This window comes from Collimonas sp. GW821-FHT07E08 (assembly GCF_059418905.1).
In genome coordinates this window covers 268,596-291,008 of sequence record NZ_JBWKQR010000002.1, presented here as the reverse complement: position 1 = coordinate 291,008, position 22,413 = coordinate 268,596, and the positions used below count along the sequence as shown (strand labels likewise).

Annotated in this window: 20 protein-coding genes and 1 other RNA gene; 8 read left to right on the top strand and 13 right to left on the bottom strand. The window is 59.5% G+C overall.

What is annotated here, in order from left to right:
- Positions 1–13 precede the first annotated feature (13 nt).
- From AC07RZ_RS03845 to AC07RZ_RS03830, 4 genes are all read left to right on the top strand, one after another.
- Positions 14–1,210, top strand: a complete 1,197-nt coding sequence (locus AC07RZ_RS03845; RefSeq protein WP_494666961.1) for an efflux RND transporter periplasmic adaptor subunit — start codon at positions 14–16, stop codon at positions 1,208–1,210.
- Positions 1,207–4,356, top strand: a complete 3,150-nt coding sequence (locus tag AC07RZ_RS03840; RefSeq protein WP_494666960.1) for an efflux RND transporter permease subunit — start codon at positions 1,207–1,209, stop codon at positions 4,354–4,356. Before AC07RZ_RS03845 ends, AC07RZ_RS03840 begins: the two co-directional genes overlap by 4 nt.
- A gap of 104 nt (positions 4,357–4,460) precedes the next feature.
- Complete coding sequence (locus AC07RZ_RS03835; RefSeq protein WP_144738769.1) at positions 4,461–5,150, top strand: heavy metal response regulator transcription factor; 690 nt, start codon at positions 4,461–4,463, stop codon at positions 5,148–5,150.
- Positions 5,147–6,544, top strand: coding sequence for a heavy metal sensor histidine kinase (locus AC07RZ_RS03830; protein WP_494666959.1), 1,398 nt, complete (start codon positions 5,147–5,149; stop codon positions 6,542–6,544). Before AC07RZ_RS03835 ends, AC07RZ_RS03830 begins: the two co-directional genes overlap by 4 nt.
- 97 nt (positions 6,545–6,641) lie before the next feature.
- Here the strand turns inward: AC07RZ_RS03830 and ffs are convergent.
- Together ffs and ubiD are read right to left on the bottom strand one after the other, a co-directional pair.
- An RNA gene (ffs, locus tag AC07RZ_RS03825) (signal recognition particle sRNA small type) lies at positions 6,642–6,740 on the bottom strand.
- A gap of 104 nt (positions 6,741–6,844) precedes the next feature.
- The gene (gene ubiD, locus AC07RZ_RS03820; RefSeq protein WP_494666958.1) at positions 6,845–8,329 is read right to left on the bottom strand and encodes a 4-hydroxy-3-polyprenylbenzoate decarboxylase; all 1,485 of its coding nucleotides are present in this window, start codon (positions 8,327–8,329) and stop codon (positions 6,845–6,847) included.
- 570 nt (positions 8,330–8,899) lie between these two features.
- Between ubiD and AC07RZ_RS03815 the strand changes: the two genes are divergently transcribed.
- A complete protein-coding gene (locus AC07RZ_RS03815) occupies positions 8,900–9,865 on the top strand; it encodes a transglycosylase SLT domain-containing protein (RefSeq protein WP_494666957.1) in 966 nt (321 codons plus the stop codon).
- A 98-nt stretch (positions 9,866–9,963) separates the two neighbouring features.
- Here the strand turns inward: AC07RZ_RS03815 and AC07RZ_RS03810 are convergent, their stop codons facing one another.
- From AC07RZ_RS03810 to AC07RZ_RS03785, 6 genes are all read right to left on the bottom strand, one after another.
- Positions 9,964–10,686 carry an ABC transporter ATP-binding protein gene (locus AC07RZ_RS03810; RefSeq protein ID WP_092396296.1) on the bottom strand — a complete coding sequence of 241 codons (723 nt, stop codon included), beginning with the start codon at positions 10,684–10,686 and terminating at the stop codon, positions 9,964–9,966.
- Positions 10,686–11,456 (bottom strand): ABC transporter ATP-binding protein, encoded by a 771-nt coding sequence (locus AC07RZ_RS03805; protein WP_144738765.1) that lies wholly within the window; start codon positions 11,454–11,456, stop codon positions 10,686–10,688. Before AC07RZ_RS03805 ends, AC07RZ_RS03810 begins: the two co-directional genes overlap by 1 nt.
- Before the next feature lie 9 nt (positions 11,457–11,465).
- Positions 11,466–12,680, bottom strand: a complete 1,215-nt coding sequence (locus AC07RZ_RS03800) for an ABC transporter permease subunit (RefSeq protein WP_092396292.1) — start codon at positions 12,678–12,680, stop codon at positions 11,466–11,468.
- 14 nt (positions 12,681–12,694) lie between these two features.
- On the bottom strand, positions 12,695–13,624 hold the full coding sequence (locus AC07RZ_RS03795) for a branched-chain amino acid ABC transporter permease (RefSeq protein WP_144738763.1): 930 nt from the start codon (positions 13,622–13,624) through the stop codon (positions 12,695–12,697).
- Positions 13,625–14,245: 621 nt separating this feature from the next.
- Positions 14,246–15,184 carry a 4-hydroxy-3-methylbut-2-enyl diphosphate reductase gene (gene ispH, locus AC07RZ_RS03790; RefSeq protein ID WP_494666956.1) on the bottom strand — a complete coding sequence of 313 codons (939 nt, stop codon included), beginning with the start codon at positions 15,182–15,184 and terminating at the stop codon, positions 14,246–14,248.
- Between the two features lie 28 nt (positions 15,185–15,212).
- A complete protein-coding gene (locus AC07RZ_RS03785; protein WP_144738761.1) occupies positions 15,213–15,668 on the bottom strand; it encodes an FKBP-type peptidyl-prolyl cis-trans isomerase in 456 nt (151 codons plus the stop codon).
- 112 nt (positions 15,669–15,780) lie between these two features.
- Between AC07RZ_RS03785 and radC the strand changes: the two genes are divergently transcribed.
- From radC to rpmG, 3 genes are all read left to right on the top strand, one after another.
- Positions 15,781–16,455 carry a RadC family protein gene (gene radC, locus AC07RZ_RS03780; RefSeq protein ID WP_144738760.1) on the top strand — a complete coding sequence of 225 codons (675 nt, stop codon included), beginning with the start codon at positions 15,781–15,783 and terminating at the stop codon, positions 16,453–16,455.
- A gap of 135 nt (positions 16,456–16,590) precedes the next feature.
- A complete protein-coding gene (gene rpmB / locus AC07RZ_RS03775) occupies positions 16,591–16,827 on the top strand; it encodes a 50S ribosomal protein L28 (RefSeq protein ID WP_014005219.1) in 237 nt (78 codons plus the stop codon).
- A 22-nt stretch (positions 16,828–16,849) separates the two neighbouring features.
- Positions 16,850–17,017: a 50S ribosomal protein L33 gene (rpmG, locus tag AC07RZ_RS03770; protein ID WP_009667251.1), complete on the top strand. Its 168-nt coding sequence runs from the start codon at positions 16,850–16,852 to the stop codon at positions 17,015–17,017.
- A 201-nt stretch (positions 17,018–17,218) separates the two neighbouring features.
- On the opposite strand, the gene AC07RZ_RS03765 is transcribed toward rpmG, so the two are convergent.
- The 5 genes from AC07RZ_RS03765 to AC07RZ_RS03745 form a co-directional block, all read right to left on the bottom strand.
- Positions 17,219–18,412: a DesA family fatty acid desaturase gene (locus AC07RZ_RS03765; protein ID WP_494666955.1), complete on the bottom strand. Its 1,194-nt coding sequence runs from the start codon at positions 18,410–18,412 to the stop codon at positions 17,219–17,221.
- Positions 18,413–18,536: 124 nt separating this feature from the next.
- Positions 18,537–19,910, bottom strand: a complete 1,374-nt coding sequence (locus AC07RZ_RS03760) for a mechanosensitive ion channel family protein (RefSeq protein WP_494666954.1) — start codon at positions 19,908–19,910, stop codon at positions 18,537–18,539.
- A gap of 55 nt (positions 19,911–19,965) precedes the next feature.
- Positions 19,966–21,219 (bottom strand): RsmB/NOP family class I SAM-dependent RNA methyltransferase, encoded by a 1,254-nt coding sequence (locus tag AC07RZ_RS03755; protein ID WP_494666953.1) that lies wholly within the window; start codon positions 21,217–21,219, stop codon positions 19,966–19,968.
- A 64-nt stretch (positions 21,220–21,283) separates the two neighbouring features.
- Entirely contained in the window at positions 21,284–21,913 is a 630-nt protein-coding gene (gene purN / locus AC07RZ_RS03750) for a phosphoribosylglycinamide formyltransferase (protein WP_494666952.1), read from the bottom strand.
- A 60-nt stretch (positions 21,914–21,973) separates the two neighbouring features.
- On the bottom strand, positions 21,974–22,372 hold the full coding sequence (locus tag AC07RZ_RS03745) for a barstar family protein (RefSeq protein ID WP_144738757.1): 399 nt from the start codon (positions 22,370–22,372) through the stop codon (positions 21,974–21,976).
- Between the last annotated feature and the right edge of the window lie 41 nt (positions 22,373–22,413).

The window sequence follows — 22,413 nt, the reverse complement described above, 5'->3', positions numbered from 1 at the left end:
CGAGCCGATAAACATGACCCCCACACTTTCCAAACCGCGTTCGACGCTGCTGATCACCGCCGCGATACTGGTCCTGATCGGCGCCGCCGGCTGGACCATGGTCCACAAGGCCGACGCCCAGACGGCGCCGAAGGCTGCCGCCGGCCCGATCTCGGTCAACACCGCCAGCGTCTCGCAACAGGATGTGCCGATGTACCTGAGCGGAGTCGGCACCGTTACCTCGAATGCCAGCGTCACCGTCAAGGCGCGCATCGACGGCCAGCTCGACAAGGTCGGTTTTATCGAAGGCCAGGATGTCAAGGCCGGCCAGCTGCTGGCGCAGATCGACCCGCGCACCCTGCAGGCGCAGCTGGACCAGGCCGTCGCGCAAAAAGCCAAGGACCAGGCGCAGCTGGCCAACTCCAGGCTGGACCTGCAGCGCTACACCACCCTGGTGCAGCAGGACGCCGCGACACAACAGACGCTGGATGCCACGCGGGCGCAGGTCACGCAGCTGCAGGCCGCCGTGCAAGCCGATGAAGCGCAGATCAACTACGCCAAGGTGCAGCTCAGCTTTACCCGCATCCTGGCGCCGATCAGCGGCCGGGTCGGCGCGCGCCTGGTCGATCCGGGCAATATCGTCCATGCCGCGGACACCAACGGCCTGGTGGTCATCAACCAGATCGATCCGATCGCGGTGGTGTTCACCCTGCCGGAAGAAACCTTCCAGAGCATCAACAGCGCCTTGCGCGGCAGCCAGAAACCGCTCAGCGTGTTGACCTATGCGCGCAACAGCAGCGCCCTGCTGGCCCAGGGAAACCTGGCGCTGCTCAACAACCAGATCGACACCAGCACCGGCACGGTGCAGCTGAAAGGCATTTTCCAGAATCCTTCGCATGTGCTGTGGCCAGGCCAGTATGTCAATGTCAGGCTGGTCCTGGGCGACCGCAAGCAGGCGCTGACGGTGCCGGCAGCGGCAGTGCAGCGCAGCCAGGACGGCACCTATGCGTACGTCGTCAACGCCGACAGCACGGTGAAAATACAGGCGATCCAGGTCGCCAACATCCAGGACGGCCTGGCCGTGATCGACAAGGGACTGGATGCGGGACAGCGAGTGGTGGTCGACGGCCAGTACAAGCTGAAACCCGGCGCCAAGATCATGGAAGCCGGCGCGGCTGCTAGCCCTGCTCCCGCAGCCACGGCAGAAAAAGCAAGCAAGGCAAGCAAATGAGCATCTCCGCAGCCTTCATCAAACGGCCGATCGGCACCACGCTGCTCGCCATCGCGATTTTCCTGATCGGCGCCGCGGTGTGGCCGCTGCTGCCGGTGGCGCCGCTGCCGCAGGTCGACTTCCCGACCATCCAGGTCTCCGCCAACCTGCCCGGCGGCAATCCGGAAACCATGGCGTCGAGCGTGGCGCAGCCGCTGGAACGGCAGTTTTCCCTGATCGCCGGCCTGTCGCAAATGACTTCGACCAGCTCGCTCGGTTCTACCCAGATCACGCTGCAGTTCGACCTCAACCGCAGCATCGACGCCGCGGCGCTCGACGTGCAGGCGGCGATCACCGCCGCCAGCGGCCAGCTGCCGGCCAACCTGCCGAGTCCGCCGACCTTCCGCAAGGTGAACCCGGCCGACTCGCCGATCCTGGTGATGTCGGTGCAGTCGGACGCGCTGCCGCTGATCCAGGTGAATGACTACGCCGACAATATCCTGGCGCAGCAGATCTCGCAGATTCCCGGCGTCGGCCTGGTGAATATCGGCGGCGTGCAAAAACCATCGGTCCGGATCCAGGTCGATCCGACCAAGCTGACGGCGATAGGCATCAGCCTGGAAGATATCCGGGGCGTGATCGCCAACCTCACCGTCAACCAGCCCAAGGGCACGGTGGACGGCGCCAAGCAAAGCTTTACCGTGTACACCAACGACCAGCTGCTGAGCGCTGAACCGTGGAACGACATGGTGCTGGCATACAAGAATGGGGCGCCGATCAGGGTGCGCGATGTCGGCGTCGCCGTCGATGCCGCGGAAAACCTGAAGGTCGCCGGCTGGGCCTACGCCGGCGCCGCCGCGCCGGCCGGCAACACGATAACCAACGGCCGTTCGATCGTGCTGGCGATCACCAAGCAGCCGGGCGCCAACGTGATCGAAACCGTGGACCGCATCAAGGCTGCCTTGCCGCGCCTGCGGGCGGCAATCCCGCCGACGGTGCAGGTCAACACCCTGATCGACCGCACCCAGACCATCCGCGCTTCGGTCGCCGACGTGGAATTCACGCTGGTGCTGACCATCGCCCTGGTGGTGCTGGTGATTTTCCTGTTCCTGCGCAACGTCCCGGCCACCCTGATCCCGAGCGTGACGGTGCCGCTGGCGCTGCTCGGCACTGCCGGCGTCATGTACCTGCTCGGCTTCAGCCTCGACAACCTGTCGCTGATGGCGCTCACCATCGCGGTCGGCTTCGTGGTCGACGATGCGATCGTGATGCTGGAGAATATCTACCGCTACGTCGAAGAAGGCATGTCGCCGATGGAAGCGGCTTACAAGGGAGCGAGCGAAATCGGCTTTACGATTATTTCGATTTCGGTTTCGCTGGTGGCGGTGTTCATCCCGCTGCTGCTGATGGGCGGCATCGTCGGCCGCCTGTTCCGCGAATTTGCAATCACCGTGACGCTGACGATTGCAGTCTCGGTGGTGATTTCGCTGACCTTGACGCCGATGCTCTGCTCGCGCTTCCTTAAGTCCCATACGGCCGAATCGCATGGCCGCATGTACCAGATGTTCGAACGCGGTTTCGACGCCATGCTGAACGGCTACAAACGCGGCCTGAATGTGGTGCTGCGCCATCAATTCATCACCCTGATGGTGTTCTTCGCCACCATGGCTGCCACCGTGGTGCTGTTCATCATCATCCCGAAGGGCTTCTTCCCGCAACAGGATACCGGCTTCGTCTACGGCTTTGCCGAATCGGCGCAGGACTCCTCTTTCGTTTCGATGAACAAGCGCATGCTGGCGCTGGCTGACGTAGTCCGCAAGGACCCCGACGTCACCGGCTTCGGCATGAGCGGTGGCGGCAGCACCTTCAACACCGGCAATTTTTTCATCAGCCTGAAACCGAAGGACGAAGGACGCACCGCCAGCGCCGATGAAATCATCACGCGCCTGCGGCCGCAGCTGGCCAAGGTGCAAGGGGTCAACCTGTTCCTGCAGGCAGGCCAGGATATCAACGTCGGCGGCCGCCTGTCGCGCACCCAGTACCAGTACACGGTGACCGACTCCAACCTGGATGAACTGAACGTCTGGGCGCCGAAACTGCTGAACCGTTTCCGCCAGCTGCCGCAACTGACCGACCTCGCCTCCGACCAGCAAAACGCCGCGGCCGCCGCCAACCTGACCATCGACCGCGCGCGCGCTTCCAGCTTCGGCATTACGCCGGCGCTGATCGACTCGACCATCTACGACGCCATCGGCCAGCGCCAGGTTGCCCAGTACTTCACCCAGATCAACAGCTACCACGTGATCCTGGAAGTAACGCCCAAGCTGCAGGAAGATCCGGAACTGTTCAACAAGCTCTACTTGACCTCGCCGGTGACTGGCCAGCAAGTCCCGCTGTCGACCTTTGTCACCATCGACACCAGCAAGACTTCGTACCTGTCGATCAGCCACCAAGGCCAGTTCCCGGCGGTGACGATTTCCTTCAACCTGGCGCCGAACGTGGCGCTGGGCGAAGCGGTCGAGGCTATCCAGAAGGCGCAGAGCGAGATGGGCGTGCCAACCACCCTGACCGGCGCTTTCCAGGGTACGGCCAAGGCGTTCGGCGATTCGCTGTCGTCGCAGCCTTACCTGATTGCGGCGGCGCTGGTTGCGGTGTATATCGTGCTTGGACTGCTGTATGAAAGTTATATCCATCCGCTGACGATCTTGTCGACCTTGCCGTCGGCCGGCGTCGGCGCCCTGCTGATCCTGATGATGGGCGGTTACGACCTGAGCGTGATCGCCCTGATCGGCATCATCCTGCTGATCGGCATCGTCAAGAAGAACGGCATCATGATGATCGACTTTGCGCTGACGGCGGAACGGCAGCACGGCATGAAGCCCGAAGAAGCGATTTACCAGGCTTGCCTGCTGCGCTTCCGGCCGATCATGATGACCACCATGTGCGCCCTGCTGAGCGGCTTGCCGCTGATGCTTGGCCACGGCGCCGGTTCCGAACTGCGGCGGCCGCTGGGTTATGCCATGGTGGGCGGCCTGGTGCTGTCGCAGGCGCTGACCTTGTTCACGACACCGGTGGTTTACCTGTACCTGGACCGCGCCCATTACTGGTACATGCGGCGCAAGGAAGCGCGCCAGGCGCGCAAAGCGGCCCGCAAGGCTGCAGCATGATAAATTCAAGGTAATGCGTCAAATATAATGCAGGCAATGAAATATCCTCCTGCATATCGGCACAGCGCCGGCATGCAGGAAATTAGCCAGGAGACAGGCTACACATGAAAATCCTGATCGTCGAAGACGAACTGAAGACGGCCGATTACCTGTGCAAGGGCCTGACAGAACAAGGTTGCGCCGTCGACGTTGCGCACAATGGAACCGATGGCCAGCACCTGGCGCTGGAGCACGACTACGACGTCATCGTGCTCGACGTCATGCTGCCCGGCATAGACGGTTTTACGGTCCTGCACGCCTTGCGCGCCATCAAGCAGACCCCGGTCATCATGCTGACCGCGCGCGACCGCGTGGAAGACCGCATCAAAGGCTTGCAAGGCGGCGCCGACGATTACCTGGTGAAACCGTTTTCCTTCCTCGAACTGCTGGCGCGGCTGCAGGCGCTGACCCGGCGCGGACGCGCTTTCGAGCCGGCGCAGCTGCGGATTGCCGACCTGCAGATCGACCTGATCAGCCGCAAGGCGTATCGCGCCAATGTCCGCATCGACCTCACCGCCAAGGAATTCTCGCTGCTGGCGGTGCTGGCGCGGCGCCAGGGTGAAATCCTGTCCAAGACGGCAATCGCCGAGCTGGTCTGGGACATGAATTTCGACAGCAACACCAACGTCGTCGAAGTCGCCATCAAGCGTTTGCGCGCCAAGATCGACACGCCGTTCAGCCCCAAGCTGCTGCATACGATACGCGGCATGGGTTATGTGCTGGAACCGCGCGCCCCTCAGGAGAGCAGCGAATGAAACGTTCCATCACCGTACGCCTGGTGGCGATGTTCGCGCTGGCGGCGCTGCTGATTTTTTCACTGATCGGCAGCGCGCTGTATGGCGTTCTGCAACGCGAGCTGGCGCGCCACCAGCAAGACGAACTCAACACGCGTTTCCTCGATACCCGCTACATGATCGGCCACAACGGCGATCCGGTTCGCTGGCCGCGGGTGCAAGCCAAGCTGGATACCCTGACGCCGGCCGACGGCAGCATCCGTTACTGGGTGCTGAGCGACGATCCCCGTTTCCAGTACGGCAAAGGCTTGGCTGACGTCGAGCAGCTGGACCGCAATCCGAACGGCATGGGCATCATGACGCTGCACGGCCGCGAATATCCGCTGCACACCATGGTAGGCGCCATCGAGCCGTTCCAGGAACGGCCTGCGGTGCGCCTGATCGTAGCGGTCGACGCCGCGCCTTACATGCACACCTTGCATGCCTTCATGATCGCGCTGGTCGGCCTGTCCCTGCTGGGCGTGCTGCTGGTCATGCTGCTTGGCTACTGGATTGCGCAGGTCGGCTTGCGGCCGTTAAAACAATTGTCCAGCGCTGCGCAATCGCTGGGTCCCAGGACCTTGTCGCAACGCTTGCAGATTTCGCCGCTGCCGGGCGAGCTGTCGGACCTGACGATTGCCTTCAACGGCGTGCTGGAGCGCATGGAAGGCGCTTACAACCAGCTGGAAGCCTTCAATGCCGATGTCGCCCATGAGCTGCGCACGCCGCTGGCCAACCTGATCGGTGAAACCCAGGTGGCGCTGTCGCGGCAACGCACCGCGCCGCAGTTCGAGGAAGTGCTGCAATCGAACCTGGAGGAGCTCGAGCGCCTGCGCTCCATCATCAACGACATGCTGTTCCTGGCGCGCGCCGACCAGGGCGAGGCCGCCACCAGCCTGGTGCGCACTTCGATTGCGCAGGAAATCGGCAAGACCGTGGAGTTTTTTGAGTTTCTTCTGGACGATTCGAAAATGACGGTGAAAGTGGCCGGCGACGTGAACGCTGAAGCCTCCATCGAGACCTCGCTGTTCAAGCGCGCGATGAGCAACCTGCTGCATAACGCGATCCAGCATTCCAATCCCGGCGCCGCCATTGCGGTGACAATCACGCAGCAGCCCGAGGTGATCAGGATTGCCGTGTCGAACCCGGGCAAGCCGATCGCCGACAGCCACCTGCCGCGCCTGTTCGATCGTTTTTACCGGGTCGACGCCGCCCGCAACGACAAGGACCAGAGCCAGCTGCACGGCCACGGCCTGGGATTGGCGATCGTCAAGGCAATCGCCAAGATGCATGGCGGCGGCGTGTTTGCCGACAGCACGGACGGTACGACAACGATAGGCTTCAGCATTCCTGCCGGCGCAGCGATGCTGCCTTGACAAGCTTGCCGGCTTGTATGGATGGTGACGCTCGCCGTAAATAAACGGCAGCCGCGAAGACGAACGTGGGGGAGCAATACGGAAATAACTAGAGGATAGAGGCGAGCCTTGTCTGCGGCACTTGCAGGAAATGGCTGTGGCTGCTTCGTTCCCGACCTGACCAGGTTGACCACGCCACAATGCGCAGGGGCCCGCCGGGGTGAATTGTACCGCATTGCGGCATTGCTGGCAGGGCTTTTTACATCCCCGCGGCCATTTTCTGCCTGCACCGCCGGCAAACCCCGCCGTGCAAGCCTCGCTTTATATGCCCAGTTCCTGCCAGATCTGGTCGACACGCGTCTTCACCTCATCCGACATGCTGATGGTGCGGCCCCACTCGCGGCTGGTTTCACCCGGCCACTTGTTGGTGGCGTCGATCCCCATCTTGCTGCCCAGGCCGCTGACCGGGGAGGCGAAATCGAGATAATCGATTGGCGTGTTGTCCACTATCGTGGTGTCGCGAATCGGATCGACCCGGGTGGTGATCGCCCAGATCACTTCATTCCAGTCGCGGATGTTGACGTCTTCATCGACCACCACGATGAACTTGGTATACATGAACTGGCGCAAGAAGCTCCAGACGCCGAACATCACCCGCTTGGCATGGCCGGCATACGCCTTCTTCATCTGCACCACCGCCATGCGGTAGCTGCAGCCTTCCGGCGGCAGGTAGAAATCGGTGATTTCGGAAAACTGCTTTTGCAGCAAGGGGATGAACACTTCGTTCAGCGCCACGCCGAGCACCGCCGGCTCGTCCGGCGGCTTGCCTGTATACGTGGAGTGATAAATCGGCGACTTGCGCATCGTGATGCGGTCGATGGTAAATACCGGGAACCAGTCCTGCTCGTTGTAATAGCCGGTATGGTCGCCGTACGGTCCTTCCAGCGCCATTTCATAACCGGACGGATGGGACGGGTCGGGATTGATATGCCCTTCCAGCACGATCTCGGCCGACGCCGGCACCCGCAGCTCGCTGCCGATGGCCTTGACCAGCTCGGTACGGCTGCCGCGCAGCAGGCCGGCGAACTGGTATTCGGACAGGCTGTCCGGCACCGGCGTCACCGCACCTAATATAGTAGCGGGGTCGGCGCCGAGCGCTACCGCCACCGGATACGGCTTGCCGCCGGTAGCGATCGCGTGCTCGCGGAAATCCAGCGCGCCGCCGCGATGCGCCAGCCAGCGCATGATCACCTTGTTGCGGCCAAGGACCTGCTGGCGGTAGATGCCAAGGTTCTGGCGCTTCTTGTGCGGTCCTTTGGTAATCACCAGGCCCCAGGTAATCAGCGGCGCGACGTCGCCCGGCCAGCAGTGCTGGATCGGCAGCCGCGCAAGGTCGACGTCGTTGCCTTCCCAGACGATGTCCTGGCACGGCGCCGAACGATGCTCCTTGGGCGCCATGTCCCACAATGATTTGACCAGGGTGCCGAGGCCGAGGATGTCTTTAAAACCTTTCGGCGGCTCCGGCTCTTTCAGCATCGCCAGCACATGGCCGATGCGCCGCAATTCGCTGACGTCGTCGGCTCCCATGCCAAGCGCAACGCGGCGCGGCGTGCCGAACAAATTGCCTAGCACAGGTATCGAATGTCCGACCGGATTTTCAAAAAGGAGCGCCGGGCCGCCTGCCCGCAAAGTGCGATCGCAGATTTCCGTCATCTCCAAATAGGGTGAAATCGGCGTCGAAACGCGTTTTAGCTCACCAATCTGTTCCAATTTGACAATAAAATCACGTAAATCTGAATATTTCATGGGTTTTACAATTTAAATGAATGTTAATTCAGCAATTAAGCCATTTTGGCCAAGTGCTTGATTTTATTGGCTTGCGGCGGCAAACCGACGCATTCTTTAGACATAAAAGTTATTGATTTTGTTTTTCATAGTATTGACTTGATATAAAACGCCTCCTACAATGCGCCCAGCTTGAAGCAGTCGCATCGCCCAAAAAGCGATTTTCATGTCGACTCTCAATACTCACGGGATCGGGGTCCCACATGACATTTTAAGGAGTGTTTTCAAAAGGCGTCAGCCTTCTCCCCCGGACAAGTTGTTTGCCTGTAGCCGGCGCGCTCTACTGCGGCCGATCGATCCAAAGCTACATAAGCGCAAGCAACAACGACGCAACGGCACACCGCAGATCATATGCGATGCCTTGCGATATTGATTACGGTGCACGCAGCATTCGGTAGATTCGCTCCAGCTTTAACCAGCCATATCAGGGAGCCTGCATGCGCCGCGACGATTCAGGAGGTTCAATTGTTAGCAAGATCTACCAGAGCATTACCCGGTTGGGCGACGCTCGACCAAGCAAAGAAATTCGGCATGCAATCCGTTAACGGCGTGTTTTACGCCCGCGACACCGTCGGCGGCCTCATCGCCACTACCCGCATCACCGTACTGTTCAGCGCCATGCTGGCCATCATCGGCTTCACCACCATGCTGGTGAAACCAGACCTGGCATACAAGATTCAAAACCTGCCGCTGTTCGCCAGCAGCACCGCACCTAAAGCAGCGCCGCTGGCTGCGGCTGCACCGGTGCTTTCGAGCCAGGCCGATACCGCCGCCCCCAAGGTGGCGAACCTGACTGCGCCGACGACCGGCAACAATCATGTGCTGCACATGGACAGCTTGACGAACAAGGCCGTCAAGCCGATCGACAGCTCGCGCCAGCAGCAATGGGTCACCAGCTGGCTGTCCAAGCGTTATCGGGTGGCAGGCGACGCCACCAACGTGTTCGTGACCACGGCCTACAAGACAGCGCGGGAAACCAAGCTCGACCCGTTGCTGATCCTGGCCGTGATGGCGATCGAATCCGGCCTGAATCCGTTTGCCGAAAGCCCGGTGGGTGCGCAAGGCCTGATGCAAGTCATGTCGAAAGTGCATGAAGACAAGTTTGAAAGCATGGGCGGCATCAAGGCAGCCCTGAATCCGACGGCCAACATCAAGGTCGGCTCCATGATCCTCAAGGATTATGTGACCCAGGGCGGTTCGGTCGAAGCCGGCTTGAAACGTTATGTCGGCGCTGCGGCATTCGCCAATGACGGCGGTTACGGCTACAAGGTACTGGCTGAATATCGCCGCCTGCAAGATGTCGCCATCGGCAAGAACGTACCGTCGACCGGTTCGACAGCGCCGATCGCAGCACCGAAACCGCGCGCAATCCAGACCACGGCGTCGCCAAGCGGCGCCAGCCCGACACCGGCTGAAGCCGCTGTGACCGTGCCGGATGCGATTGAGCATCGGATCCAGCAGTCGGACAATCAGTTCAACTCGCTGCCGATGACCTGATCGTCCCTTCCGCCTGCAATAAAAAAAAAAGAGCCTATGGCTCTTTTTTTTCGTTCCGGCAAACCGGCCGGGGTTGCGGACAACCCCGGCCTTAGCAGTTATTCACCCAGATAGGCTGCCTTGACCTTAGGATCGTCCAGCATGTCCTTGGCGTTGCCGCTCATGGTCACCAGTCCGGAATCCATCACATAAGCCCGGTGCGCCGCTTCCAGCGCCAGCTTGGCGTTCTGCTCGACCAGCAGGATCGTGATGCCCTGCGCGGAAACGGTGCGGATCACTTCGAAGATCTTTTCCACCATGATCGGCGACAAACCCATTGACGGCTCATCCAGCAACAGCAGCTTGGGATGGCTCATCAGGGCACGAGCCATGGCCAGCATCTGCTGCTCGCCGCCGGACAAGGTGCCGGCCATCTGCGCGGCGCGCTCTTTCAGGCGCGGGAATACGCCAAACCACTTGTCGATGTCAGCCGCAATGCCGGCCTTGTCGTCACGGGTATAAGCGCCCATCAACAGGTTTTCCTGGATGCTCATGCGCGTAAACACGCCGCGGCCTTCAGGCACCATGGCCAGCTTTTGCTTGACCAGGTTAAACGACGTCAAGCCCTTGGTGTGCTCGCCCAGGTAGTGCATCTCGCCTTCGACTTTACACTGCGGCAAGGTACCGGTGATAGCTTTCAGCGTAGTGGTCTTGCCGGCGCCGTTGGCGCCGATCAGCGTCACCAGTTCGCCTTCGTTGACCTCCAGGTTGATGCCCTTGACGGCCTGGATGCCGCCATAAGCGACTTTCAGGTTACTGACTTTGAGGATATTGGTTGCCATTAGTGACCACCTCCCAGATAGGCTTCAATCACGGCCGGGTTCTTCTGGATTTCAGCCGGCAATCCTTCGGCAATCGGCTTGCCGTAGTCCAGCACGGTCAGGCGGTCGCACAAGCCCATCATCAGCTTGACATCATGTTCGATCAGCAAAATGGTCTTTCCTTCATTCTTGATTTTCACCAGCAGCTCGCGCAGCGCCAGTTTCTCTGTAGCGTTCATGCCGGCGGCAGGCTCGTCCAGCGCCAGCAGCTGCGGATCGGTCGCCAGCGCGCGGGCAATTTCCAGGCGGCGCTGGTCACCGTACGACAGGTGGCGCGCAGTACGATCGCCAAAACGGCCGATGCCGACGAAATCCAGCAGCTCCTGGGAACGCTTGCGGATCGCCAACTCTTCCAGACGTGCTGCCTTGTGGCGGAACACCGCGCCGAACACGCCCTGGTGGGTACGCACATGACAACCCACCATGACATTTTCCAGCACGGTCATCTCGCCGAACAGGCGGATGTTCTGGAAGGTGCGTGCGATGCCGGCCTTGGCCACTTCATGCGGCGCCGACGGCGAATAGGGCTTGCCGGCCAGCTCGAAGGAGCCGGTGTCGGCTTGGTACAGGCCGGTAATTACGTTGAAAAAAGTCGTCTTGCCGGCGCCGTTCGGCCCGATCAGGCCGTAGATCTGCCCTTTCAGGATCTGGATGTTGACTTCCGACAGGGCTTGCAAGCCGCCAAATCGCTTATTGACGCCGGAGATGCTCAGAATTGTAGGTGCGCTCATGTGATCTCCTTATGCCTCTACCACGCCGGTCGCCAGCGTAGGTTTGTCGATATCGGCATCCGGCCGGTCCTCGTGCTTGGGCGCAGGCCACAAACCAGCAGGGCGAGTCAACATGATGACCACCATCGCCAGGCCGTACAGCAGCTGGCGCAAGACTTCGGCGTCGATCAGCACCTTGCCGAACACCGCCATCTGCATCGGCTCCACGGTGTGCCGCAGCACTTCCGGCAAGGCCGCCAGCAGGATGCCGCCGAGCACCACGCCCGGGATATGGCCCATGCCGCCCAGCACCACCATCGCCAGCACCGCAATCGACTCAGTCAAGGAGAACGATTCAGGCGAGACAAAACCCTGGAACGAGGCGAACATGGCGCCGGCCACGCCGCCGAACGAGGCGCCCATGGAAAACGCCAGCAGCTTCATGTTGCGGGTATTGATGCCCATCGCCTTGGCGGCGATTTCATCTTCGCGTATCGCCACCCAGGCGCGGCCCAGCCGCGAATTCTGCAGGCGGATCGAGATGAAGATGATCGCCATGCACAGGATCAGGAACAGGAAGTAGTAGGCATTGACCGACGGCATGCCGAAACCGCCGACATACACCATGGCGCTGGAACCGCGTTCGCCGGCCAGCGAAACGCCGAAGATGCGGATCGGGTCGATCAGGTTGATCCCTTGCGGGCCGTTGGTGATATTCACCGGCGCGTTCAGGTTGTTCATGAAGATGCGGATGATTTCACCGAAGCCGAGGGTGACGATGGCCAGGTAGTCGCCGCGCAGCTTGAGCGTCGGCGCGCCGAGGATGGCGCCGAACAGGCCTGCCAGGCCAGCGCCCAGCGGCACGATCACCCACAGCGACAGGTGAATGCCGTTCTGGACAATCTCGGGACCGCAGACCATCACCAGGAAATTGCCGATGGCCGGATAGGTGTTGACGAAAGATTCCAGGACCGAAGCAAACTGCGGAGATGCCAGCAAGCCGGTCATGTAGGCGCCGATCGCATAGAAAGCGATGTAGCCCAGATCCAGCAGGCCGGCGAAGCCGACGACGATGTTGAGACCTAGCGCCAGCATGATGTAGAGCAGCGCGAAGTCCATGATGCGGACCCAGGAATTGCCGAAATTCAAGGCAATGAACGGGAAGATCGCGAACAGGATCACAAGGGCGACCAGGCTGGTGTAAGCCTTGGTCGGGTTCTTTTTGGTGTCGAAGAAATTAGCCATATGTCCCCCTCCGGTCAAGCACGGTCAGCAACACGTTCGCCCATGATGCCGGACGGACGCAAGGTCAAGACGATAATCAGGACGATGAAGGCAAAAATGTCCTGGTAGTTGCTGCCGAAGAAATTGCCCGTCAGGTCGCCGATGTAGCCGGCGCCCAGGCTTTCGATCAGGCCCAGCAGGATACCGCCCAGCATGGCGCCGTAGATATTGCCGATACCGCCCAGCACCGCGGCGGAGAATGCTTTCAAGCCAGGCACGAAGCCCATGGCGAACTGCGCCGATGAATAGTTGGCGCCCCACATCACGCCGGCGACTGCCGCCAGCGCGGCGCCGATGGCGAAGGTCATCACGATGACGCGGTTGGAATCAACCCCCATCAAGCCGGCAACCCGCGGATTCTCGGCAGTGGCGCGCATGGCGCGGCCCATCTTGGTTTTCTCGACCAGCATCACCAGGCCGAACATCGAGGCGGCGGCCAGCACCAGCAGCATGATCTGGGTCGGCGAGATCAGGGCGCCGAAGATATGCACAGGATCGGAAGGCATGACTTGCGGCACCGCCAGCGGGCTGCGGCCCCAGATCATCATGGCGAACGTCTGCAGCAGGATGGAAACGCCGATCGCCGTGATCAGCGGCGCCAGGCGCGGCGCATTGCGCAGCGGCCGGTAGGCGACCCGTTCGATGATCAGGCTGATGATGACGCAGACCGGGATGGCGCCGATGATGGCGATCGCCAGCTGGACAATCCCGGGCAGGCCCGGCGCCACGTGCTGCAGCAGCTTGAGGATGGACAGTCCGACCATGGCCCCGATCATCAGGATGTCGCCATGGGCGAAGTTGATCAGGTTCAGCACCCCGTACACCATCGTGTAACCGAGGGCAATCAACGCATACATGCTTCCCAGCACCAAGCCGTTGATAACTTGTTGGATAAAGATATCCATAATTTCCTTGTTCTATGTGTTTTGGGTCAAATCGGTCAGAACACTATTGCGACCATAGGCAGCACAGCAAAAATCATTCCCGATACAAAAACGGCACCCTGGATAAAGTCCTAGTGCCGTTGGGAGACGCCCTTCCCCTCATCTGCAACGATGGCTGGAAGGGTAATTTGGCATCGCGTGAATAGCCGGAATAAGAAAAAAGGATGGGGTATGCATATTCGTTTGTCTCCTATACGTCTTTCTGCAAAAACGTTTTTTGTCTTAGAGCGCCTTGCCGCGGCGGCAATGCACCATTACTGTGCGGATTATAGCTAACGTTGAGCGATAATCAACTCTGACAGTACTGCAATATTAACCTGCTGCCCGCGGTTCGCACAGGTTTTTACATTCAAACCGCAGCGCCGCAATGATAGCTAGGAAAACAAAAAACTATCGATGGAAAAGTGGAGTTTCTTCGAAATATAATTTCGCGCCAGAATAGGGCGGCAAGGCCGCTGGACGCGGCTCTTGCCAGGAATTTCAGGCAGACATGAAACAGAAGTAACGCAGAAGTGAAATAGTATTACTGATAATTGTCACTAAGTAACGACAGGCCTGTTGCCTGCGGCGCCATCTTCCCGCCTAAACCCTCGCCAATCCCTTGGGCATGGGGAAAGTGACATTCTCTTCGGCGCCGTCCAGCGTACGCACGTTCTTGGCGCCGCAGGCCTTCAGGCGGTCTATCACGGCCTGCACCAGGATTTCCGGCGCCGACGCGCCGGCGGTGACGCCGATCCGGTTTTTCCCTTGCAGCCAGGCCTGGTCGATCTGTTCGGCGTTGTCCACCATGTAGGCGACAGTGCCCTTCTTCTCCGCCACTTCGCGCAGGCGGTTGGAATTCGAGCTGTTCGGGCTGCCGACCACGATCACCACGTCGACCTGCGGCGCCATGAACTTGACCGCCTGCTGGCGGTTGGTGGTGGCGTAGCAGATATCGCCCTTTTTCGGCTCGGTAATGCTGGGGAATTTCTGCTTCAGCGCCGCGATCACGTCTGCGGTGTCGTCGACCGACAAGGTAGTCTGCGACACATAGGCCAGCATGTCGGGATTGCCTACCTGCAGCCGCTCGACGTCGGCTACGGTCTCGACCAGGTGCATGCCGTCATTGGTCTGGCCCATGGTGCCCTCTACCTCGGGATGGCCTTCATGGCCGATCATGACGATTTCGCGGCCTTCGCGGCGCATCTTGGCGACTTCCATATGGACCTTGGTCACCAGCGGGCAAGTCGCATCGAACACTTTCAAGCCGCGCACTTCGGCCTCTTCCTGCACCGCCTTGGAGACGCCATGGGCAGAAAAAATCACGGTGTTGCCGGCCGGGACGTCGGCCAGCTCCTCAATGAAAATGGCGCCCTTGTTGCGCAGGTCCGCCACTACATAAGCATTGTGGACAATTTCGTGACGCACATAAATCGGTGCGCCAAACTGCTCCAGCGCGCGCTCGACAATTTCGATCGCGCGGTCGACGCCGGCGCAGAAACCGCGCGGCTGCGCCAATAAAATCTCTTTATCCATATTCATATCCATGTTCATGCGCTTCAGCCGCACACTACAAAATGCCGATGATTTTCACTTCGAACTTGAGCGACTGCCCGGCCAGGGGATGGTTGAAATCGAACAAGGCCCCCTGCTCGTCAATCTCGCGCAGCACGCCGGCAAACTGGCCGCCGCCCGGCGCCGCGAATTCCACCAGGTCACCGATACGATACTCCTCTCCCAGCTGGGAGTTCTGGCGCAGCGTAGCGCGCGAGACACGCTGGATCAGCTCGGGGTTGCGCGGTCCGAAAGCCTGCTCCGGCGGCAGATCGAAAGTTTGATGCGTGCCTTCCGGCAAACCCAGCAGGCAAGCTTCCAGGAAAGGCGCCAGCTGGCCCATGCCGAACTGCAGGGTGGCAGGCGACTCCTTGAAAGTGGTGACGATATCTTCGCCATCTTGCGAGGCGAGACGATAGTGCAAGGTCAGGTAGGATGCTTCGGTAACGACTGGGAGAGACAAATTAGACATAAATTAGGCAAAAGCACCATTAACAAAAAAATAACTGCCGATCAGAAGATGATATTGTAAGCCACCTTGGACCATATGACGCGGCCGATACCGGCCCTACCCCGATTACACCATGGCAATTACTGACTGGCCTGCGGATCAGAGGCCGCGCGAACGCTTGATCAAGCTTGGCCCGCAAGCGCTCTCCGACGCGGAGCTGCTGGCGGTATTCCTGCGGGTTGGCGCCGCCGGCAAAAGCGCGGTCGACCTGGGACGCGAAATGACCAGCCATTTCGGCTCCCTGAATCGCCTGTTTTCCGCCCCGCTCAAGGATTTCTGCGCGATCAACGGCCTCGGCCCGGCCAAATTTGCCCAGCTGCAAGCGATACTCGAGCTGGGCAGGCGCTCGCTGGTGGAAGAACTGCAGGCCGGCAGCAGCTTCGACGCCCCTGCCGCCGTCAAGCAGTACCTGCAGCTGCTGCTGACCAACAAGCCCTATGAATCATTCCTGGTGCTGTTCCTGGACGTGAAGAACCGCCTGATCTGCGCCGAAGAACTATTCCGCGGCACGCTGACCCACGCCAGCGTCTATCCGCGCGAGGTGGTCAAGGCCGCGCTGCGGCACAATGCCGCCAGCGTCATGCTGGCGCATAACCATCCATCCGGCACGCTGGAGCCAAGCGCCGCCGATTGCCGCCTGACGCAAACCCTGAAGCAGGCGCTGGACCTGATCAGCGTCAGGGTGCTGGATCATTTCATCGTGGCCGGTACGCAAGTGCACTCTTTCGCCGAGCATGGCCAGCTGTAAATCCCCGGATTTCAAATTGTTAAATCCACGAGCGCGCAGAAGACACAATTGTTTTTCGCAAGTCATTGAAAAATCTCATTTTTTTATATATACTCTCCTTTTTTCCAGTTTCGGAAATCTTTTAGGAGTAAAAACATGGCACGTGTCTGCCAAGTCACCGGGAAGGGGCCGATGGTCGGCAACAACGTTTCCCATGCAAACAACAAGACGAAACGTCGCTTTTTGCCTAACTTGCAAAATCGCCGCATTTTCGTTGAGTCTGAAAATCGCTGGGTCTCCCTGCGCTTGTCCAACGCCGGCTTGCGCGTGATCGACAAAATCGGCATCGATGCCGTGTTGACCGATTTGCGCGCTCGTGGCGAAAAAGTCTAACTAGCAGAATAAAGGAAGAATCATGGCGAAATCAGGCCGCGACAAAATCAAGCTGGAATCGACCGCAGGTACAGGTCATTTCTACACCACCACAAAAAACAAGCGTACGACGCCGGAAAAAATGTCGATCATGAAGTTCGACCCGAAGGTTCGTAAGCACGTTGAATACAAAGAGACCAAGATCAAGTAATTGATCCTGCTCTGCAAAAAGCCCCGCAAGACTCTGTCCTGCGGGGCTTTTTTACGTCCCTACGCTGCCGCAGGCATCCAGGCCGGATGCGGCAATGCCTCCCGCAAAATACGTCAGGCGAAAAAAAACGGCCCGATTTGCATGGACCGTTTTCTTGGCAGGATCGGGACGCCTCAATACATCAGCGCCCTGTCCCGCGGCTCAGGAATAACTGCGCAGGCGCAGCGAGAAATCCTGCAGCGACTTGATGCCCGACGCTTCGGCACGTGCGCACCAGTCTTGCAGCTGATGCAGCAACTGATCGCGCGTGAAGTGTGAACGCTCCCATATCGCACCCAGCTCAACCCGCATCTCGTGCATGGTTTGCAGCGCTTTGCTATGCAGGAACAACTCAGTCAATTGCTGCTTCTGCGGCGCTTCCAGCTTGGTCGGTTCGCGTTGCAGCAGCTTCTTCGACGACTTCAGGAAAACGGCGCCCTGCTTGGCTTTGTCTGTCAGCTGGCCGCGCTCTTCATGCCAGGCGCTCTTCAACGATTTGGCGTACTTGGCCATGACGTCGTAGCGGTTGGCGATCACCGATTGCAGCGTGTCCAGGTCCGGCACCAGCTTGGCGTGGTTGAATTTTGGCGCAGGCGCGATTTTCTTGACCTTGGCCAGGCCGCAGATTTCCAGCATGCGGATATACATCCAGCCGATGTCGAACTCGTACCACTTCGACGACAACTTGGCGGAAGTGCCGAAGGTGTGGTGATTGTTGTGCAGCTCTTCGCCGCCGATGATGATGCCGAACGGGATGATGTTGGTCGCCGCATCGTTGCAATCGTAGTTGCGATAGCCCCAGTAGTGGCCGATGCCGTTGATGATGCCGGCAGCGGTAATCGGGATCCAGACCATTTGCACGGCCCAGACGCTGACGCCGATGACGCCGAACAGCATGATGTCGATAAACAGCATGGCCACGATGCCCAGGGCGCTGTGCTTGGTATACAGGTTTCTCTCGATCCAGTCGTCCGGTGTGCCATGGCCGAATTTTTCCATGGTTTCCAGGTTCTTGGATTCTGCACGGTACAGCTCCGCGCCTTCCCAGAATACTTTCTTGATGCCGCGCGTTACCGGGCTATGCGGATCTTCCTCGGTATCGCACTTTGCATGATGCTTGCGGTGGATCGAAGCCCATTCCTTGGTCACCATGCCGGTCGTCAGCCACAGCCAGAAACGGAAGAAATGACTTGGAATCGCGTGCAGGTCGAGCGCGCGGTGAGCCTGGCAACGGTGCAGGAAAATAGTCACTGCAGCAATCGTGATATGCGTCACGACCAGCGTGAACACGACGACCTGCCAGGCGCTCGCGCCTGTTACGCCATTCGATAAGAAATCGAGTATTGCATTGAACACTATGTGTACTCCATGTGTAGATGGGTAGATGATGCCACTGCTTATTTTACAGTGAGATACGGGTAAGTTGACGGGTAGTTACCGAACAGTTACCCGAATTTCGAGTGCAATTGTACCCTTATTATTAGATGTTTTTAGGTTTTGGCGCGCCACGCAGGCGATCTGATGGCAAATCTTGTTGTGAATCGGCGTCGAAATTGCCTTTGTGCAACTCCGTCTCTTGCATCATCCTGATATCTCGTTTCACTTGTGCAACCTTAATGTGACGGGCTTGCAACACGCGCCAGATAGCACGGTTAACATCAGACAACACATTCAGCCGGCCGTTCTCCGGATCCGTGATCCAGAATCCGACCTCTAGCTCTAACCCGTCCGGACCGATCTTCAGCAGCAAGGCCTGCGGCAAGATTTCGTGCGACACACGGTCAACCTCGACCACAACCTGCTCCAGCAGCAGCAATACGCTTTCGACATCGTCCTGATGCTCGATCGTCACATGCGTCGCCAGGCGCAGCACGCGGTTGGTCAGCGAATAATTCTGCACCGAATTGATCATGAAGACTTCATTCGGCACCACCGTATCGATCCCGTCCAGCCCCTGCAGCACAGTGTAGCGGCTGTTGATCTGGACCACCTTGCCGTAAAATGTGCTGACCCCGACCATATCGCCGATCGCCAGGCTGCGCTCCAGCAAAATCACGAAGCCCGACACATAGCTGCTGGCGATTTTCTGTAAACCAAGCCCCAGCGCCACACCCAGCGCACCGCCGAATACCGACAGCACCGTCAGGTCGATGCCCACCAGCGACAGGCTGAGCAATACGGCAATCAGGATCAGGACAGCGCGCGCCATGCGCGCCACCACCGTGCGCACCGAGGAATGCACGGTGTTGACGCGCATCAGGCGCTCTTCCAGCGCCGCGCCGGCCCACAAGGCAATCACCAGCGTCACCAGCACCGAGACCAGCGCTTGCATGATCGCCAGCAGCGACACCTTGTAGCGACCGATAGGCAGCACCGTGCTGTCCAGGTAATCGAACAGGTCCGGCCACCAGCCGGTGATGTACAGCAGCAAGCCGATCCAGACCAGCACGCCGAAACTCTTTTCAAACAGCAGCAGGAAGGTGCCGACGCCGCTGTTGCGCGCGAAAACCCGGCGCAAGACATAAAACACGAAACGCATCAGCGCCAGCGAAGCCACCAATGGGATCACCAGCCGCATGATATCCACCGGCTGATGCCATTTCTGCAGCGCCAGTTTGACCAGTATCAGCAAAAGCAAGGTAATGATGGGAGTCAAGACCTTGGCAAAACTGCCGAGCCCGATCTGCATCGCCGCCGGCTGCACCGTACTGACGCTGAAAGTGCGCCGCAGCAGGCGAGCCAGCAGCCAGCCCAGGCCTACGCACAACAGCAGCAAGCCGACCTGCGCCGGCAAACCCGGCGCACGCAAGCTGTTCAGCAGGTCGTTGAGTAGTTCGGTAAAGATATCTGGCATTATTTTGCGTACAGCGTAACGTCCTGGCGGTTACGTCATCAGTCGAGCCGCTTGCTTATTTGCGCACGAACACCGCGGCAAAGAAACCGTCGGTCTGGTGCTGGTGCGGCAACAGTTTGAGATAGTCGCCCATCTCCAGTTCAATCTTTTGCTCGGCCAGCACATCTTTCATCGGCACCAGCGAGAAATCTTCGTGGCTGGCCAGGAACTGCGCCGCGATCGCGTCGTTTTCCTCATCCAGCAAGCTGCAGGTGCCGTACACCAGGCGGCCGCCAGACTTGACCAGGCGCGCAGCGCTGGACAGGATCGCGATCTGCTTGGCATTCATCTCGACAATCGCTTCCGGCGTCTGCCGCCATTTGACGTCGGGATTGCGGCGCAGCGTGCCGAGGCCGCTGCACGGCGCATCGACCAGCACCCGGTCGATCTTGCCGGCCAGGCGCTTTACCTTGCCGTCGTTCTCGTGCGCGATCAATACCGGATGGATGTTGGACAGGCCGCTGCGCGCCATGCGCGGCTTGAGTTTCGCCAGGCGTTTCTCGGAAACGTCGAAAGCATACAGGCGACCGGTGTTGCGCATCGTCGCGCCCAGGGCCAGCGTCTTGCCGCCGGCACCGGCGCAGAAATCGACGACCATCTCGCCGCGCTTGGCGCCGACGATCTGCGCCAGCAGCTGGCTGCCTTCATCCTGCACCTCGATCGCGCCGCTCTTGAACAGCGGCAGGTTTTGCAAAGTCGGCTTCTTGATGACGCGCAAGCCAAGCGGCGCATAAGGGGTCGGCTCGCACAAGATCGGCGCTTCAGCCAAGGCGGCAATGACGTCTTCCCGGTTAGCCTTGAGCGAATTCACACGCAGGTCAAGCGGCGCCGGCTGGTTCATCGCATGCGCCAACTGCAAGGTAGCGGCTTCGCCGTCGCGCGCCACCAGTTTGTCGAACAGCCATTGCGGCAAATTCGAACGCATCAGCGGCGGCATCAGGTTACGGTCGATCTCGGCGACCCGTGTCAGCCATTCGGTTTCTTCTTCAGACAAGCCGCCCAGCGACTCGATGCTGACCGCGTCGGCCAGGCCCAGCAGGGTCATGCGGCGCATGGTCGGGCCGTTGCCGGATTCGGCGAAACTGGCGTAGATCGCCTTGTTGCGCAGCAGGCCGTAGACCGCTTCGGCAATCACGCCGCGCTCGCGCGAACCGAGCTTCGGATGATCGCGGAAATAGCGCGACAAAGTGCCGTCGGCGGGGCCGGTAAAACGCAAAATTTCGCGCAAGACTTCTTCGGTGTGACCGATGATCGCGGGAGGCAATCTCATAATGAATCTTTCATAAAAATCTTTTTAATCTGTTGGTCGCGCTCGGGCTTGCCAAACGCCGGTATTAGCGTTCGTGCGGAGCCGCACTGTTATGCACTCGTCCATCTTCGATGCTCAGCCGATTTTCGACAAACCAGCGCACTGCGCGCGGATATAGCTGATGCTCTTCGACCAGCACGCGCTGCTCCAGCAGCTGTTCGGTATCGTCTTCCAGCACCGGCACCACGGCCTGCGCCACGATCGGGCCATGGTCCAGCGTCGGCGTGACAAAATGCACGGTCGCGCCATGCACCTTGACGCCGGCCTGCAGCGCTTGCCTGTGGGTCGCCATTCCCGGGAAACTCGGCAGCAAAGAGGGATGGATATTCAGCATGCGGCCGGCATAATGTTCCACCAGCGGCGCAGTCAGGATACGCATGAAACCCGCCAGCACCACCAGGTCCGGGGCAAATCCGTCAATCACGACGCGTAAGGCGGCGTCGAACTGTTCACGATCAGGATAGTCTTTATTCGCAACCACTGCCGTTGGAATGCCTTGGGCAGCGGCAAATTTCAAACCCTCGGCATCTGCCCGGTTGCTGATGACAGCGGCGATTCTGGCAGGCCATTGTTCGGTTTGAGCGGCGCGGACGATGGCTTGCATGTTGCTGCCACGCCCGGAAATCAGGATAACAATGCTTCTCATGGCGCGCATTGTACCCGTTGCAATGCTGTTTTTGATTAAAAACAGCGGTAAATTTTGATTAAGACAGTGTTACTGGAATGAATAAAAAACGCGGAAAGCTACTTTTTTGTCGGCCCAGAAATCGGCGCTGTCGCGGAATACGTCGAGCAGGGTTTCCCGCGCTTCCTTGTCGAACTTGGGGGTATTCGGCAGTTGTTCGATCACCACAATGAAACCCGGCTGCGGGCCGGCTTTGTGTGCCAGGTCGGTCAGGCAATCGGCCAGGGCGTCGAAATTCTTGCCGAAATGCTTGGGAAAATGGAAGGCGTGGGCAATATTTGCCAGCACTTGCTGTTTAGTCGTTGCTTCCGCGCAATACGCATACAGGAAATGCTGCCCGAGGCGGTTGGCCTCCGCCTGCAGGTCGGTCACACGGAAGGCGCGGATGGACTGCACTACATTTGGCGGTACGGTTTTAAACAAACTCATTTTTCCCTCAGCTAGAGCAATGATGATGGATTGCTGTTGTT

Excerpts from the sequence above, each read along its gene's own strand:
- AC07RZ_RS03845 (WP_494666961.1), top strand. The coding sequence starts at position 14 with ATGACCCCCACACTTTCCAAACCGCGTTCGACGCTGCTGATCACCGCC.
- AC07RZ_RS03840 (WP_494666960.1), top strand. The coding sequence starts at position 1,207 with ATGAGCATCTCCGCAGCCTTCATCAAACGGCCGATCGGCACCACGCTG.
- AC07RZ_RS03835 (WP_144738769.1), top strand. The coding sequence starts at position 4,461 with ATGAAAATCCTGATCGTCGAAGACGAACTGAAGACGGCCGATTACCTG.
- AC07RZ_RS03830 (WP_494666959.1), top strand. The coding sequence starts at position 5,147 with ATGAAACGTTCCATCACCGTACGCCTGGTGGCGATGTTCGCGCTGGCG.
- ubiD (WP_494666958.1), bottom strand. The coding sequence starts at position 8,329 with ATGAAATATTCAGATTTACGTGATTTTATTGTCAAATTGGAACAGATT.
- AC07RZ_RS03815 (WP_494666957.1), top strand. The coding sequence starts at position 8,900 with ATGCAATCCGTTAACGGCGTGTTTTACGCCCGCGACACCGTCGGCGGC.
- AC07RZ_RS03810 (WP_092396296.1), bottom strand. The coding sequence starts at position 10,686 with ATGGCAACCAATATCCTCAAAGTCAGTAACCTGAAAGTCGCTTATGGC.
- AC07RZ_RS03805 (WP_144738765.1), bottom strand. The coding sequence starts at position 11,456 with ATGAGCGCACCTACAATTCTGAGCATCTCCGGCGTCAATAAGCGATTT.
- AC07RZ_RS03800 (WP_092396292.1), bottom strand. The coding sequence starts at position 12,680 with ATGGCTAATTTCTTCGACACCAAAAAGAACCCGACCAAGGCTTACACC.
- AC07RZ_RS03795 (WP_144738763.1), bottom strand. The coding sequence starts at position 13,624 with ATGGATATCTTTATCCAACAAGTTATCAACGGCTTGGTGCTGGGAAGC.
- ispH (WP_494666956.1), bottom strand. The coding sequence starts at position 15,184 with ATGAATATGGATAAAGAGATTTTATTGGCGCAGCCGCGCGGTTTCTGC.
- AC07RZ_RS03785 (WP_144738761.1), bottom strand. The coding sequence starts at position 15,668 with ATGTCTAATTTGTCTCTCCCAGTCGTTACCGAAGCATCCTACCTGACC.
- radC (WP_144738760.1), top strand. The coding sequence starts at position 15,781 with ATGGCAATTACTGACTGGCCTGCGGATCAGAGGCCGCGCGAACGCTTG.
- rpmB (WP_014005219.1), top strand. The coding sequence starts at position 16,591 with ATGGCACGTGTCTGCCAAGTCACCGGGAAGGGGCCGATGGTCGGCAAC.
- rpmG (WP_009667251.1), top strand. The coding sequence starts at position 16,850 with ATGGCGAAATCAGGCCGCGACAAAATCAAGCTGGAATCGACCGCAGGT.
- AC07RZ_RS03760 (WP_494666954.1), bottom strand. The coding sequence starts at position 19,910 with ATGCCAGATATCTTTACCGAACTACTCAACGACCTGCTGAACAGCTTG.
- AC07RZ_RS03755 (WP_494666953.1), bottom strand. The coding sequence starts at position 21,219 with ATGAGATTGCCTCCCGCGATCATCGGTCACACCGAAGAAGTCTTGCGC.
- purN (WP_494666952.1), bottom strand. The coding sequence starts at position 21,913 with ATGCGCGCCATGAGAAGCATTGTTATCCTGATTTCCGGGCGTGGCAGC.
- AC07RZ_RS03745 (WP_144738757.1), bottom strand. The coding sequence starts at position 22,372 with ATGAGTTTGTTTAAAACCGTACCGCCAAATGTAGTGCAGTCCATCCGC.